12 protein-coding genes are annotated in these 13596 nt (G+C 60.8%); 9 read left to right on the top strand and 3 right to left on the bottom strand.

Annotation, left to right across the window (positions count from 1 at the left end):
- Positions 1-46: 46 nt before the first annotated feature.
- Positions 47-967, bottom strand: coding sequence for a LysR family transcriptional regulator (locus tag ACI2KB_RS02670; RefSeq protein ID WP_404631105.1), 921 nt, complete (start codon positions 965-967; stop codon positions 47-49).
- A 94-nt stretch (positions 968-1061) separates the two neighbouring features.
- Between ACI2KB_RS02670 and ACI2KB_RS02665 the strand changes: the two genes are divergently transcribed.
- The 4 genes from ACI2KB_RS02665 (at position 1062) to ACI2KB_RS02650 (ending at position 4579) form a co-directional block, all read left to right on the top strand.
- Complete coding sequence (locus ACI2KB_RS02665; RefSeq protein WP_404631103.1) at positions 1062-2243, top strand: MFS transporter; 1182 nt, start codon at positions 1062-1064, stop codon at positions 2241-2243.
- A 687-nt stretch (positions 2244-2930) separates the two neighbouring features.
- Entirely contained in the window at positions 2931-3680 is a 750-nt protein-coding gene (locus ACI2KB_RS02660) for a YkgJ family cysteine cluster protein (RefSeq protein ID WP_404631101.1), read from the top strand.
- Between the two features lie 139 nt (positions 3681-3819).
- Complete coding sequence (locus tag ACI2KB_RS02655; RefSeq protein WP_404631099.1) at positions 3820-4173, top strand: NUDIX hydrolase; 354 nt, start codon at positions 3820-3822, stop codon at positions 4171-4173.
- 136 nt (positions 4174-4309) lie between these two features.
- On the top strand, positions 4310-4579 hold the full coding sequence (locus ACI2KB_RS02650; RefSeq protein ID WP_404631098.1) for a hypothetical protein: 270 nt from the start codon (positions 4310-4312) through the stop codon (positions 4577-4579).
- A 37-nt stretch (positions 4580-4616) separates the two neighbouring features.
- Here ACI2KB_RS02650 and ACI2KB_RS02645 read toward each other — a convergent pair whose 3' ends face one another.
- Positions 4617-4772, bottom strand: coding sequence for a hypothetical protein (locus ACI2KB_RS02645; RefSeq protein WP_404631096.1), 156 nt, complete (start codon positions 4770-4772; stop codon positions 4617-4619).
- Positions 4773-5110: 338 nt separating this feature from the next.
- Here ACI2KB_RS02645 and ACI2KB_RS02640 point away from each other — a divergent pair, with 338 nt between their 5' ends.
- From ACI2KB_RS02640 to ACI2KB_RS02620, 5 genes are all read left to right on the top strand, one after another.
- A complete protein-coding gene (locus ACI2KB_RS02640; RefSeq protein ID WP_404631094.1) occupies positions 5111-7150 on the top strand; it encodes an FAD-dependent oxidoreductase in 2040 nt (679 codons plus the stop codon).
- A gap of 219 nt (positions 7151-7369) precedes the next feature.
- Positions 7370-8278 carry a 1-aminocyclopropane-1-carboxylate deaminase/D-cysteine desulfhydrase gene (locus ACI2KB_RS02635; RefSeq protein WP_404631092.1) on the top strand — a complete coding sequence of 303 codons (909 nt, stop codon included), beginning with the start codon at positions 7370-7372 and terminating at the stop codon, positions 8276-8278.
- Between the two features lie 240 nt (positions 8279-8518).
- A complete protein-coding gene (locus ACI2KB_RS02630) occupies positions 8519-9859 on the top strand; it encodes an MFS transporter (protein WP_404631090.1) in 1341 nt (446 codons plus the stop codon).
- 252 nt (positions 9860-10111) lie between these two features.
- A complete protein-coding gene (locus ACI2KB_RS02625) occupies positions 10112-11317 on the top strand; it encodes an MFS transporter (RefSeq protein ID WP_404631088.1) in 1206 nt (401 codons plus the stop codon).
- Entirely contained in the window at positions 11317-12600 is a 1284-nt protein-coding gene (locus ACI2KB_RS02620) for an arsenic transporter (protein WP_404631086.1), read from the top strand. Before ACI2KB_RS02625 ends, ACI2KB_RS02620 begins: the two co-directional genes overlap by 1 nt.
- On the opposite strand, the gene ACI2KB_RS02615 is transcribed toward ACI2KB_RS02620, so the two are convergent.
- Entirely contained in the window at positions 12563-13546 is a 984-nt protein-coding gene (locus ACI2KB_RS02615; RefSeq protein WP_404631723.1) for a DUF1853 family protein, read from the bottom strand. The genes ACI2KB_RS02620 and ACI2KB_RS02615 overlap by 38 nt on opposite strands.
- Between the last annotated feature and the right edge of the window lie 50 nt (positions 13547-13596).

Here is a 13596-nt window from a genome sequence, read left to right as displayed (position 1 = left end):
GAGTCTAGGGACGATAGCCCGTTTAATTGAGCGGGCCGGGAGGGAATCACTGTTGTCTGGGGAGGAAATATTGCCCTTCCCGATGGTGTTCGACGAGGAAGTCCACGAACACCCGGACCCGTGCGTTCATCGTCGCGCCGCCGACGAACACCGCGTGAATCGGCTCCTTGTCGTCGGGGTTGAACGCTTCCAGCAGCGGGACCAAGGTGCCGCGCTCAAGGTCGTCGAGTACGGTGAACACGCCGATACGCGCCAGCCCGGCACCTAATCTGGCCATTTGCGCCAACGCCTCGCCGCTGTTGCACTCCAGGGTGCCTGAAACCTTGAGGGCGAAATCCTGACCATAGCGGCGAAACGGCCAGTCCGGGTTGGCCCGACGAAAGTTGAAGCGCAAGCAGTTGTGTTGGGCCAGATCTTCAGGTGTTTGCGGCGTACCGTGGCGCTCCAGGTACTCGGGCGAGGCCACGATGACCTGGCCTGTTTCGCCGATGCAGCGCGCGGTCAGTGGGCTGTCTGGCAAGTAGCCAAAGCGTATGGCGACATCGGCCTGACCGCCGAGAATGTCGACGAGTTCATCGCCCAATGTCAGGTCCACCAGAATTTCCGGGTAGCGGGCACTGAACGCCGCCACCAGCGGCACAATGGCCAGTCGTCCATGGGCCACTGAGGCGCTGACCCGCAGCCGGCCCCGTGGCACGCCTTGATTGGTGATGGCCTCTTCGACTTCGTCCATGTCCGCGAGGATGCGCCGGGCCGCGCGTAAGTAGGCTTCGCCTTCTGCGGTGAGGGTGATTGCCCGGGTTGTGCGCAGCAACAGGCGGGTGCCGATGCGCTGTTCGGTACGGGCGATGATGCGGCTGACCGCCGACGGCGTCAGGCCCAGTGTGCGGGCCGCCGCTGACAGGCTGCCCGCTTTCGCCACGCTGGCGAACACCTCCATTTCTCCCGATCTGCCGTTGAAGTCCATTTGTGCCTCGAACGCAAAGGTGCTTGTACCGAAAGCGGCCTACCGCTCTGTTGGACCGGATCGTAGCATTTGCGGCATAGATAAGGAGCCTCTCATGCGAATCAATCCACCCCTTGTTGCACTCTCCATCGGCGCCTTTGGCATCGGTGTGACCGAGTTCGCGCCCATGGGCATGTTGCCCAGTATTGCGGCGGACCTCGGCGTTTCCATTCCCTCCGCCGGACTGCTGGTCAGCGCCTATGCGCTGGGCGTGCTGATCGGCGCACCGTTAATGACCCTGGCCACCGGGAAGATTCCGCGGCGTTACCTGTTGATCGGCCTGATGGCGATTTTCACCCTCGGCAACCTGATGTCCGCGATGGCGACCAGTTACGAAAGCCTGCTCATCGCCCGGATCGTGACCTCCCTCAACCACGGGGCGTTTTTCGGCATCGGTTCGATTGTCGCGGCCAGTGTCGTACCGCCCGAGAAACGGGCAGGGGCGGTGGCGGCGATGTTCATGGGGCTGACGCTGGCGACCATCGGCGGTGTGCCACTGGCCAGTTGGTTCGGCGAAATGCTCGGCTGGCGTACGGCATTCTGGGGCATTGCCGGGCTGGGCTTCGTGGCGATGGCCTCGCTGTGGTTCGCCTTGCCCAACTTGCCACTGCCCAAGAGTGACGGTGCGTTGGCGGAAATCCGCGTGCTGGGGCGCGGCCCGGTGTTGGCGGCGTTGTTGCTGACGGTGGTGGGTTCGGGGGCGATGTTTACCGTGTTCACTTACATCGCACCGATTCTGCAAAATGAAACCCACGCCTCGACGACCTTCATTACTGCGATGCTGGTGCTGTTTGGCATTGGCCTGACGCTGGGCAACATGTGGGGCGGCAAGGCGGCCGACCGTTCGGTGGACCGCACGCTGATTGTCTCGCTGTCGATTCTGATCGCGGTCTTGCTGGCGTTCTCGGTGCTGATGCAATGGCCGCTGCCCACGTCTCTGGCGATCCTGATCTGGGGCATAGCCAGCTTTGCCCTGGTGCCGCCCTTGCAGATGCGTGTAATGGAGGCCGCGAAGGAAGCGCCGAATCTGGCGTCGGCGGTGAACATCGGTGCGTTTAACTTCGGTAACGCCATCGGCGCGGCGTTGGGCGGTGCAGTGATCAATGCGGGGCTGGGTTATCCGGCGATCTCCCTGGCAGGCGCGGCGATGGCCGGTTTGGGACTGTTGATGGTGCTCGGATTCGCGTGGCGTTCGCGGATGGGATCTGCACAGATGGACGTGGTTGCCGATCATTAAGCCAGTGAAGGCGCGCTCGCAAGCTCCAGTTGGCTTCTACAGAGACCGAGTCAATCTTGAAACGCCGACGCCGAGTTTTTGCTTTTGATCTTCTAACGCAATAGCCATTCCTCGCGTGCCCACGGAGCGGCGCCGAAGTGAGGGAACCCGGCGTAGCCGGGCCAAACCAGGTGCAAGTGGCTTTGCCTACTTTCCCCGTAAGGAAAGTAGGTCGCCCGAGGGGGGGAAACCCTCAGTCTCTACATTCCGAATAACGGATCTGCCCCGAATTTCAGCGTCGCTGTCTTTGACAAGCATGGTCCTGAGTTCGGGGACTGATCCGTTCGCGAGGGTGACGCTGACTCACCTTCCGTTCAGCTTCGCGTTGCTTGTGATCGCAATGGTGTTGTCGCTGGTTCTCGGGCGCTACGGTATTTCCATTGGCGAGTTGATCCGGTTCGCCGCGACAGGGCCGGGCGGTGCGGCGACGTCGACATGGTGCTCAAGACCCAAGCGTTTTATCGCCGGTTTTTCGATTATTCGCTGACGACGGCTGACGCTCAACGCATCCTCGCCGGCCTGCCACCCGGCTAGCAGGCGACTTGATTGATGAACACGCCTCACTACTTCATGCGCTGAATCGTTTCAATGCCACGGTTTCTTTTTGTATAAGATCGCTCGCGATTGTATCGAAAAGGAAACAATGGGTTGAATCATGCGAGTGACGTGCGCTTCGAGTGCAACGGGTGTGGCCGCTGTTGCCAGAACCATCACATACCGCTGACCCTCGACGAGTCTGAACGTTGGGTCAGTGACGGTGGGCAGATCGTCATTCTGGTCGACGGGTTTCTCGAAGACAGTCATGGCTTCGACAGCGTGCAGGGCACTCACCTGATGAGGCGTTCACGGGCTGTTCACAGTGGCACGTTACGCCCCAGAGTGATGGTGACGTTCGCGGCGCACAATCCGGGGCGTTGTCGCTACCTTCAAGATGACAACCGCTGCGGGCAATACGAAAGCCGTCCGCTGGTGTGCCGGATCTATCCCGCTGAAATCAATCCGTCCATTGCCTTGAACCCTGCTGGCAAGGACTGTCCTCCTGAGGTGTGGGGGGATGGCCCTCTGCTGATCCATCGTGAGCGTGGCGTTGACCCCTCGGTGAACGCATTGATCGAACAATCCCGTCAGGCGGATCGCGATGACATCGCTCTCAAGGTCGCGATCTGCGAACGGCTGGGTATCCACGTCAGTGCCATTCGCGGCAATGGTTTCACCGCTTGGCTGCCGGATGGCCAACAGTGGTTGCAGGCGCTCGCCAGCGTGGGCGAGGAGGCCGAACCTCAGGTTCAGTGGGCGTTCGAGGTCTCGGGTGAGCACCTGGCGGGAGCGTTGAGCGGACTCGGCCTGCGTCTCGGCGACAGCGCCAGCCATTCAGGTGCGTTTATCGGGCTGGCCTGAATTCGGCAGGTTGACGTATCGCGATGTCATCATTTGGACACTTTTGGCGCGTACCACTGTCACTGGCTTATCGAATTCGAAACAAGGACATGATTGGCGCATGAAGGTAATGGACGCCCAGACGGCAAAGCGTAAAGGAATGAAACGTCGCGCAACGGTCATCTACCGACAGGAAGGTCAGATTCTGTTCGTGCGCAAGCGACGGTCGAAATGGAACCTGCCTGGCGGTCGTATCGAACGCGATGAAACGCCGTTGCAGGCCGCTCTGCGCGAGATGTCCGAAGAGACCGGGATTTCGCTCGGTGAACTGGTGTATGTCACCGAATACCGTGAAAACGACGTCATTCATTTTCTGTTCGAGGCGCAGGCCAACGCGCAGATGAAGCCCCGCCCGTGTAACGAAATCGACCGATGCCGATGGCTCAAGCCCAAGGACGTCGCCAAGCGCAATGTCCGAAGTCCCATCAAGAGCATCCTGAAACGCTGCGCCTGACTCGATACACATTTCGTTTCATGGGCCAGATCGTTAACATGCCTTCGCGGTTGTATGATGACGCCGCTCTTTTCCCCTGACATGGTATTTCGGCGTGACCACGTACCGGTCGATACCCCAGACAAGGACGTTTTCGATGCCCTCATCACTCGACGTGCTGCGTAACCAGATTCTGGATGCAGGCCCTGTGCTCAAGACCCTCGATACCGAGATGGAAAAGATCGAGTTCGACCCCCTTGTTCCCGCCAGCGTCGATGCGGCCAATCGCAAGGTGGGGCAGATGATCGAGGCGTTGCTGTCGGACTTCAAAGGCAATCCGATCCTCGAACCGCTGGCCGTAGAATTGAAATCACAGTATCTGGAAGGTATCGAAGAGCAAGTCGCGGCGGCCCGAGCGGCCGCCTGACCCTGATGCGGTCACGTCATGAGGTGGCGTGACCGTTTCACTGCACTGGAATTACATGAGGGGCTTCAAGCCTTGCTTTTAGCCGATCAGCAAAGGCGATTGCCTCTTGCATGCAGCGAAACGCTACCGGGTAGTCGTTAAGCATCACCAGCCAGTCCGAGCCGCACACCGCTTTTTCGATTTTGATGACCATGATCGCCCTCCGTCCAATCAGTCGATATTCACCGAAGAAAATCTGACCACTCAACGATGGTGGACTGTCGCCACGCGAAACAGCGTAGCGCGGCTGTCCAGTTTTCTCTGGCTGAAGTGACGATAGGCCCTCGTCGAACGCGAGTTGATCCGCATCAGGTAATTCCAACACCCGGCGTGCACGCCACGATCATTAAGTTGTCACTTAGGGTCATTGAGCGTGACCGTTGGGGTGTTTAATGTCTGCGTCATGAACGGGACTATGCTTGTAGTCCCTGATGAATCGACGGGCACCCAAGAGTGCTCGCGCCTTCCGTGATGACGTTCGATGGAGTGTTTATGGCCGCCGCTCACTACCCGCATTTGCTGGCTCCGCTGGATCTGGGATTTACCACGCTGCGTAACCGTACCCTGATGGGGTCGATGCACACCGGTCTTGAAGAAAAACCGGGTGGCTTCGAGCGCATGGCCGCGTATTTCGCCGAGCGGGCGCGCGGTGGGGTAGGGCTTATGGTCACGGGCGGCATCGCGCCTAACGCCGAAGGCGGTGTGTATTCCGGAGCGGCCAAGCTCACCACGCCGGAGGAGGCGGACAACCATCGCATCGTGACCAAGGCCGTGCATGAGGCCGGTGGCAAAATCTGCATGCAGATCCTCCACGCCGGTCGTTATGCCTACAGCCCCAAGCAGGTCGCGCCGAGCGCCATTCAGGCGCCGATCAACCCGTTCAAGCCCAAGGAGTTGGACGAGGAAGGCATCGAGAAGCAGATTCAGGATTTCGTGACCTGCGCCACCCTGGCCCAGACCGCCGAATACGACGGCGTGGAAATCATGGGGTCCGAAGGCTATTTCATTAACCAGTTTCTGGTCGCGCACACCAACCACCGCACCGACCGTTGGGGCGGCAGCTACGAAAATCGCATGCGCCTGCCGGTGGAGATCGTGCGTCGAGTGCGCGAAGCCGTGGGGCCGAATTTCATCATCATCTATCGCTTGTCGATGCTTGATCTGGTCGAGGGCGGCAGCACCTGGGAAGAAGTGGTGCAACTGGCCAAGGCCATCGAACAAGCGGGCGCGACGATCATCAACACCGGCATCGGCTGGCACGAAGCCCGAATTCCGACCATTGCCACCAAAGTCCCCCGAGCGGCGTTTGCCAAGGTTACGGCGAAGATGCGCGGCTCGGTGTCGATTCCGCTGATTACCACCAACCGCATCAATACTCCGGAAGTGGCCGAACAGGTGCTGGCCGAAGGCGACGCCGACATGGTGTCCATGGCGCGTCCGTTCCTGGCCGATGCCGATTTCGTCAACAAGGCTGCGGCCGGTCGTGCCGATGAAATCAACACCTGCATCGGCTGCAACCAGGCCTGTCTGGACCATACCTTCGGCGGCAAGCTCACCAGTTGCCTGGTCAATCCACGCGCTTGTCATGAGACGGAGCTGAATTACCTGCCGGTCAAACAGATCAAGAAAATCGCCGTGGTCGGCGCAGGCCCGGCCGGTCTGGCGGCGGCAACCGTGGCCGCCGAGCGTGGGCATGAGGTGACGCTGTTCGATTCGGCCAGTGAAATCGGCGGGCAGTTCAACGTCGCCAAGCGCGTTCCGGGCAAGGAAGAGTTTTACGAGACCCTGCGTTACTTCGGCCGCAAGGTACAGACCACGGGGGTCGACCTGCGTTTGAACACCCGCGTGAGCGTCGAGGATCTGGCAGGCAAGGGCTATGACGAAGTGATTCTGGCCACCGGCATTGCGCCTCGGGTTCCCGCGATTCCGGGGATCGAAAACCCCAAGGTGCTGAGCTATCTGGACGTGATTCTGCAACGTAAGCCGGTGGGCAAGTCGGTGGCGGTGATTGGCGCGGGCGGGATCGGTTTTGACGTGTCCGAGTTCCTCGTTCATCAGGGCGTGCCCACCAGTCTGGATCGCGATGCGTTCTGGGAGGAATGGGGCATCGACGGCGCTCTGAACGCTCGCGGTGGGGTAGCGGGGGTAAAACCTCATCCTCACGCCCCGGCGCGTCAGGTGTTCCTGTTGCAGCGCAAAACCTCCAAAGTGGGCGACGGGCTGGGCAAGACCACCGGCTGGATCCATCGCACGGGGCTGAAAAACAAACACGTGCAAATGCTCAACAGCGTTGAATACCTGAAGATCGACGACGCCGGGCTGCACATTCGCATTGGCGCCGAGGGTGAAGAGAAAGTGCTGCCGGTGGACAACGTGGTGATTTGCGCAGGTCAGGATCCGTTGCGCGAACTGTACGATGGCTTGCAAGCGGCGGGGCAGAGTGTGCACCTGATCGGCGGTGCCGACGTGGCCGCCGAACTGGACGCCAAGCGCGCGATCAACCAAGGCTCGCGGCTGGCGGCGGAGTTGTAAGCTGCCCCAGCGACGACAATACCCCCGTTTGTGGGAGCGAATTCATTCGCGATGCGTCGGTACATTCGATAAAGATGTGTCGTTCGTGCCGCCGCTTCGCGAATGAATTCGCTCCCACAGGGTAGACGCCACGCATGCAGCAGCGATTTCGAAGACGCCACCGCCTGTAGGCGTCCGGCGGTGGTAAGCTTCGCCCCTCCTGCGGTCTGTGACTGATTCATGCTCCCCCCAGCCCCCCTCCAACTCCTCAACCTTCCCTGGCTCACCGCGTCGGCCATCGACGTCGCCGTCCTGCGTCTGGACCTCATCGACCCGCTGATCAGCGGCAACAAATGGTTCAAGCTCTCTCATCATCTCGATCAGGCCAAGCGAATCGGCGCCCAGGGTGTGATCAGTCTGGGCGGTACGCACTCCAATCACCTGCACGCGCTGGCCGCGGCGGGGCAGCGCTTTGGCTTTGAGACGGTCGGCCTGCTACGCGGCAACCCCGTGCAAACCCCGACCGTGCGCGACCTCGACGCCTTTGGCATGGAACTGCACTGGCTCGGTTACGCGGGGTATCGCGCGCGCCATGAAGCGGATTTCTGGAGGCCGTGGCAGACGCGTTATCCCCATCTGTACCCGATCCCCGAGGGCGGTGGCGGGCTGGACGGGGCGTTGGGCTGCGCCGACATCGTGCGTCAGGCTCAAGCACAGCTTGGCGCATTGGGATGGGATGACTATCACGGCTGGTGGCTGGCCTGCGGAACGGGCACCACGCTGGCCGGGCTGGTGCTGGCAGAGGAGGGGCGACACAAGGTATTCGGAGCGATGGCCGTGCCGCAAGGGCATGGGGTGGCCGAAAATGTGTCAGGCATCCTGGGGGCCGGGGTTGATGAGCGCTATGAGTTACTCGACGCCAGTCGCGGCGGTTTTGCGAAAACCGACGCTCAATTGCTTGAGTTCGTAGCGGCCAGTGAAACGCAAAGCGGAATCCCCCTTGAGCCTCTCTACACCGGCAAGGCATTGCTGGCGTTGAAGCAGGCGGTTGCGTCAGGCCGGATTAACTCAGGTACCCGGCTGATCTTCGTGCACACGGGCGGGCTTCAGGGCAAACGGGCCGTCTCTCCTCGTAACAGAACGGCTTGATCGCCGCGTTGATCTTCCGTAGCAGTCCGGCTTGCCAACGGTGGCGGATTTGAAGTCGCTGCCGACGGCAAGCCGGACTGCTAAAGACGCTGTGTGCGCCATCCTTTTTTCTTTGGCACGAATCCTGCGGACCCGACGCCCCGACAGGTCGGTCCTGAGTATGTCGACGACACTTCTGGAGTAAGGCAGCTCAGGCGCTGTACCGATAATCGGATCCTTCATACGCGCGCCGAGGTTTGCATGACCACTCCAGCCATTGAGCAGGTTGACCCTGCCACATTGAGAAAAGTCATCGTTGCGGCCAGCATCGGCAATTTCGTCGAGTGGTTTGACTTCGCGGTGTACGGCTTTCTTGCCACCACCATCGCCCAAGAGTTTTTCCCCAGCGGCGATGCCAGCGCGGCGCTTCTGAAAACGTTCGCGGTCTTCGCGGTGGCTTTCGCCTTTCGCCCGTTGGGCGGTCTGTTTTTCGGCATGCTGGGTGACAAGATCGGGCGCAAGCGCACACTGGCCTTCACCATTCTGCTGATGGCAGGGGCGACCACCCTCATCGGCCTGCTACCGGCCTACGCCGCGATTGGCGTGACTGCGCCGATCCTGCTCACCATCATCCGCTGTGCTCAGGGTTTCTCGGCAGGCGGAGAGTACGCCGGGGCCTGCGCCTATCTGATGGAGCATGCGCCCAGGGGCAAACGTGCGTGGTATGGCAGTTTCGTGCCGGTGTCGACCTTTGCGGCCTTCGCTTCGGCGGCGATTTTCGCCTATGCGCTGGAGTCTTCATTGTCAGCCGAGGCCATGAGCACCTGGGGCTGGCGCTTGCCGTTCCTGGTCGCCGCGCCGTTGGGGCTGGTCGGGCTTTACCTGCGCTGGAAACTGGACGAAACCCCGGCCTTTCAGGCAGTGGAAGAAGACCACGCTGTTGCCCATTCGCCACTGAAGGACACGCTTCGTCACCACGGCGGCGCGATCCTGGCGCTGGGTGCGTTCATCTCGCTGACGGCCTTGTCGTTCTATATGTTCACCACTTACTTCGCGACGTACCTGCAAGTGGCGGGGGGGCTGAGCCGCGCAACGGCGCTGTTGGTGTCGCTGATCGCGTTGCTGTTCGCTGCGGCGATGTGTCCGGTGGCGGGTGCGTTTTCCGACAAGGTCGGGCGTCGGGCGACAGTGATCACGGCCTGCGTCCTGCTGGCCGTAATGGTCTATCCCTCGTTTCTCATGGCCAGCTCTGGGTCGTTCACCGGTTCCATCATCGGCGTGATGTTGCTGGCAACCGGCGCGGTGCTGTGCAACGTGGTAACCGCCGCCCTGTTGTCCGAGACCTTTCCGACCCGCACTCGTTACACCGCGTCGGCAATCACCTACAACATGGCGTACACCATTTTTGGCGGGACCGCGCCGTTGATGGCGACCTGGCTGATCGGTTTGACCGGCAGCAACCTGGCCCCGGCGTTCTACCTGATTGCCATTGCTCTATTGGGGTTGGTCGGTGGGCTGGCGCTGCGCGAAACGTCGAAAGTGTCGCTCGATGAGGTGGATGGCACGTTGGGGCAGCGCCAGGCGATGCACCCTGCCGCGTAATACCGATAACTGTGGGAGCCGCCTTGGTGGCGAATGCGGAGTATCAATCACGTTGTAATCGGCTGGCACACCGCATTCGCCACCAAGGCGGTTCCCACGGGTCACGTAAAACTCGATAGCAACCTCACTATTTTGTATCAGGCCATGGCAAACCTGCCCCAAAAAATGGCACATTGACGACCCCCGTGTGTCGCCGACATTTCTTGTAACTAACTCGTGCGCGGCACATCAATTGTTCGATGGAAGAACCTGATGGCCGTCACCAGCCCTTCGACCGCGACCTCCGCGGCCCCTCAAACCAGTCCGCTGGTCATGCGCATCATCGGCGCCGTGGCGTTGGCGCACCTGCTCAATGACATGATCCAGTCGATCCTGCCGTCGATCTATCCGATGCTCAAAGCCGCTTACGGCCTGAGCTTCACGCAGGTTGGCCTGATCACGCTGACGTTCCAGATCACCGCCTCGCTGCTCCAGCCCTGGGTCGGTTACTATACGGATCGCCACCCTAATCCGCTGGTGTTGCCGGTCGGCTCGTTGTGCATTCTGGCGGGCGTCGTGATGCTGGCTACAGTGGGCAGCTTTCCGCTGATCCTGCTGGCAGCCGGTCTGATCGGAATTGGCTCCTCGACCTTTCACCCGGAGGCTTCGCGTATCGCGCGGCTGGCCTCTGGCGGTCGCTTTGGGTTGGCGCAATCGAGCTTTCAGGTGGGCGGCAACAGCGGTTCGGCCATTGGGCCGTTGCTGGCGGCCGCGATCATCATCCCGTTCGGTCAAGGCCATATCGCTTATTTCGCCCTTGTCGCGCTGTTTTCGTCCGGCCTGCTGTACGCCATCAGCCGCTGGTACAAAACGCACCTGGCGCTGTTCAAACTCAAAGCGGGCAAAGCCGCGACCCACGGTCTGTCCAAAGGCCGGGTGACGAGCGCTCTGGTGGTGCTGGCCTTGCTGGTGTTCTCCAAATATTTCTACATGGCCAGCTTCACCAGCTATTTCACCTTCTTCCTGATCGACAAATTCCAGTTGAGCGTGGCCAGCTCGCAACTGCACCTGTTCATGTTCTTGGCAGCCGTCGCGGCGGGCACGTTCTTTGGCGGCCCGATTGGCGACAAGATCGGACGCAAGGCGGTGATCTGGTTCTCGATCCTCGGTGTGGCGCCGTTCACCATCGCGCTGCCCTACGCTGACCTGTTCTGGACCAGCGTGCTGAGCGTGATCATCGGCTTCATTCTCGCCTCGGCGTTTTCCGCCATTGTGGTTTACGCGCAAGAGTTGGTGCCGGGCAACGTGGGCATGATCGCCGGGATCTTCTTCGGCCTGATGTTCGGCTTCGGTGGTATTGGCGCTGCATTGTTGGGTCATCTCGCGGATCTTCACGGCATCGTGTTTGTCTACACCCTGTGTTCCTACCTCCCGCTGCTGGGCATATTGGCGATTCTACTTCCCAAGACAAAACATTGATGCTGACAGCGGTACTCATCTTTCTGGTCACCATTACGTTGGTGATCTGGCAACCCAAGGGGCTGGGCGTCGGCTGGAGTGCGACGTTCGGCGCGGTGCTGGCGCTGATATTCGGGGTCGTGCATTTAGCCGACATCCCGCAGGTCTGGCACATCATCTGGAATGCCACGGGCACCTTCATCGCGCTGATCATCATCAGCCTGTTGCTGGATGAGGCCGGTTTCTTCAACTGGGCTGCGCTGCACGTGGCACGTTGGGGCAAGGGGAGAGGGCGCCGACTGTTCGCGTTCATCGTGCTGCTCGGGGCGTTAGTGTCGGCGCTGTTCGCCAACGATGGCGCGGCGCTGATCCTCACGCCCATCGTCATGTCGATGCTGCTGGCGCTGCGTTTTTCCCCCGCGACCACCCTGGCGTTCGTCATGGCCGCAGGCTTCATCGCTGACACTGCGAGCCTGCCGCTGGTGGTGTCGAACCTGGTCAACATCGTCTCGGCGGACTATTTCGGCATTGGCTTCAATCGTTACGCGTCAGTGATGGTGCCGGTCAATCTGGTGAGCGTCGCCGCAACACTGGCCGTGCTGATGCTGTTCTTCCGTCGTGACATTCCCAAGACGTTCGATGCCGCGCAACTGGCCGATCCAGCCTCGGCCATTCACGACCGCGCGACGTTCATGGCCGGTTGGTGGGTGTTGGTCATTCTGTTGATCGGCTGCTTTGCGCTGGAGCCGCTGGGGATTCCGATCAGCGCGATTTCGGCGGTGTGCGCGGCGATCCTGCTGGGCATCGCTGCCAAAGGTCACAAAATATCGACGCGCAAGGTGATGAAAGAGGCGCCCTGGCAGATCGTGATTTTCTCGTTGGGCATGTATCTGGTGGTCTACGGACTGCGCAACGAAGGCATGACCACGTATCTGGCCGGATGGCTGAACCATTTCGCCGAGTACGGCCTGTGGGGCGCGGCGATGGGCACGGGAGTGCTGACCGCGCTGTTGTCATCGGTGATGAACAACCTGCCGACGGTGTTGATCGGGCTGCTGTCCATCGACGCCAGCCAGGCCCACGGTCCGTTGCAGGAAGCGATGATCTACGCCAACGTCATCGGCAGCGATCTGGGGCCGAAGATCACTCCGATTGGCAGTCTGGCCACCTTGCTGTGGCTTCACGTGCTGGCGCGCAAGGGCGTGAGCATCGGTTGGGGTTACTACTTCCGCGTCGGCATCGTGCTGACCTTGCCGGTGCTCTTGATCACGCTGGCGGCGTTAGTGTTGCGATTGAGCTTCTGACTTCGTCGGTGTTCACCCACTCGGGCCAGCGATCCGACACCAGAAACACCCGCTCGGCCTCTTCCCAATCGCCATCACGGGTTTCAGTCAGCCGAACCAGCAACTGCGCGCGTTCTGCCGGATCAAGCTGCGTCAGCCAGCCTTGCAGGGTCTCCCGGCTCCACGGTGTGTCGACGCGAGCCGGCCCCAGCCATTGGGTGCGAGGCACCCACTGCCAGTGCTCGTTCGGGCGCTCGGCGATGAATGCGGGCCAGTCCTTTTGCGCCAGCCATTGCCCTTTCGGATGATCTGAATGCGTCCCTGTCGGCGAGGTCTGCGGGCCACGAAATGGGTAGAGCAGGTAGCCGCCGAGCCAGACATGGGCCTGAACCTCTTCTATTCCCAGGGCTGCCAGCGCCTGACGGGTTTCGGGGCGCGCGGACATCGGCAACTGATGCTCATTGAGGTGAGCCAACTTTGAACCCAGTGTGTCCTGTGACCCAGGTCCCAACCAATTCAGCGGGTCATGACCGTCAGCCTCCAACGGCCCCAGATAGAACTTGATCGCCAGCTCCAGATGATGAACGCCATCCTTGTCCCGAAGCAGCATGTCCAGTTCGCCCAGCGTGTGATTTTCAACCCGAATCGGCAGATTGGCGGCGATGAGTTCGACCCCTGGGGCGTGGTGGATTGCGAACTGCCACAAGCGCTCGTAATACAGGCCCAGACGGCGAATTGAACTGCGCGCCAGCCATTCACTGAGCGGGTCGGAATCTTGATCCAGTTGACGAAGAAAGCTTTCCAGCGCGTGAGGATTGTCCACCCAGTCACTGGCGCTCAGGGGATGACGCTGTTGCCATTGGGTCTCAGCCAGCATCGGCGGCGAAAGCATGACCCACGCCAGATCCCGCACCCGGGGGGTGTGAAGTTGGCGGGGAAGGGCGGCGAGGGTCGGGAAAGGAGTCATGAGCGCAGGATAGCAGCGCAGTCGGATATGCATGCAATCCCCCTGTAGCA

The organism is Pseudomonas sp. NPDC088444 (assembly GCF_044900175.1).
Classification (GTDB): Bacteria; Pseudomonadota; Gammaproteobacteria; order Pseudomonadales; family Pseudomonadaceae; genus Aquipseudomonas.
The sequence above is the reverse complement of the archived record's forward strand: the minus strand, read 5'-3'. Positions and strand labels throughout refer to the sequence as shown.

Excerpts from the sequence above, each read along its gene's own strand:
- ACI2KB_RS02670 (WP_404631105.1), bottom strand. The coding sequence starts at position 967 with ATGGACTTCAACGGCAGATCGGGAGAAATGGAGGTGTTCGCCAGCGTG.
- ACI2KB_RS02665 (WP_404631103.1), top strand. The coding sequence starts at position 1,062 with ATGCGAATCAATCCACCCCTTGTTGCACTCTCCATCGGCGCCTTTGGC.
- ACI2KB_RS02655 (WP_404631099.1), top strand. The coding sequence starts at position 3,820 with ATGAAACGTCGCGCAACGGTCATCTACCGACAGGAAGGTCAGATTCTG.
- ACI2KB_RS02650 (WP_404631098.1), top strand. The coding sequence starts at position 4,310 with ATGCCCTCATCACTCGACGTGCTGCGTAACCAGATTCTGGATGCAGGC.
- ACI2KB_RS02645 (WP_404631096.1), bottom strand. The coding sequence starts at position 4,772 with ATGGTCATCAAAATCGAAAAAGCGGTGTGCGGCTCGGACTGGCTGGTG.
- ACI2KB_RS02640 (WP_404631094.1), top strand. The coding sequence starts at position 5,111 with ATGGCCGCCGCTCACTACCCGCATTTGCTGGCTCCGCTGGATCTGGGA.
- ACI2KB_RS02635 (WP_404631092.1), top strand. The coding sequence starts at position 7,370 with ATGCTCCCCCCAGCCCCCCTCCAACTCCTCAACCTTCCCTGGCTCACC.
- ACI2KB_RS02630 (WP_404631090.1), top strand. The coding sequence starts at position 8,519 with ATGACCACTCCAGCCATTGAGCAGGTTGACCCTGCCACATTGAGAAAA.
- ACI2KB_RS02625 (WP_404631088.1), top strand. The coding sequence starts at position 10,112 with ATGGCCGTCACCAGCCCTTCGACCGCGACCTCCGCGGCCCCTCAAACC.
- ACI2KB_RS02620 (WP_404631086.1), top strand. The coding sequence starts at position 11,317 with ATGCTGACAGCGGTACTCATCTTTCTGGTCACCATTACGTTGGTGATC.
- ACI2KB_RS02615 (WP_404631723.1), bottom strand. The coding sequence starts at position 13,546 with ATGACTCCTTTCCCGACCCTCGCCGCCCTTCCCCGCCAACTTCACACC.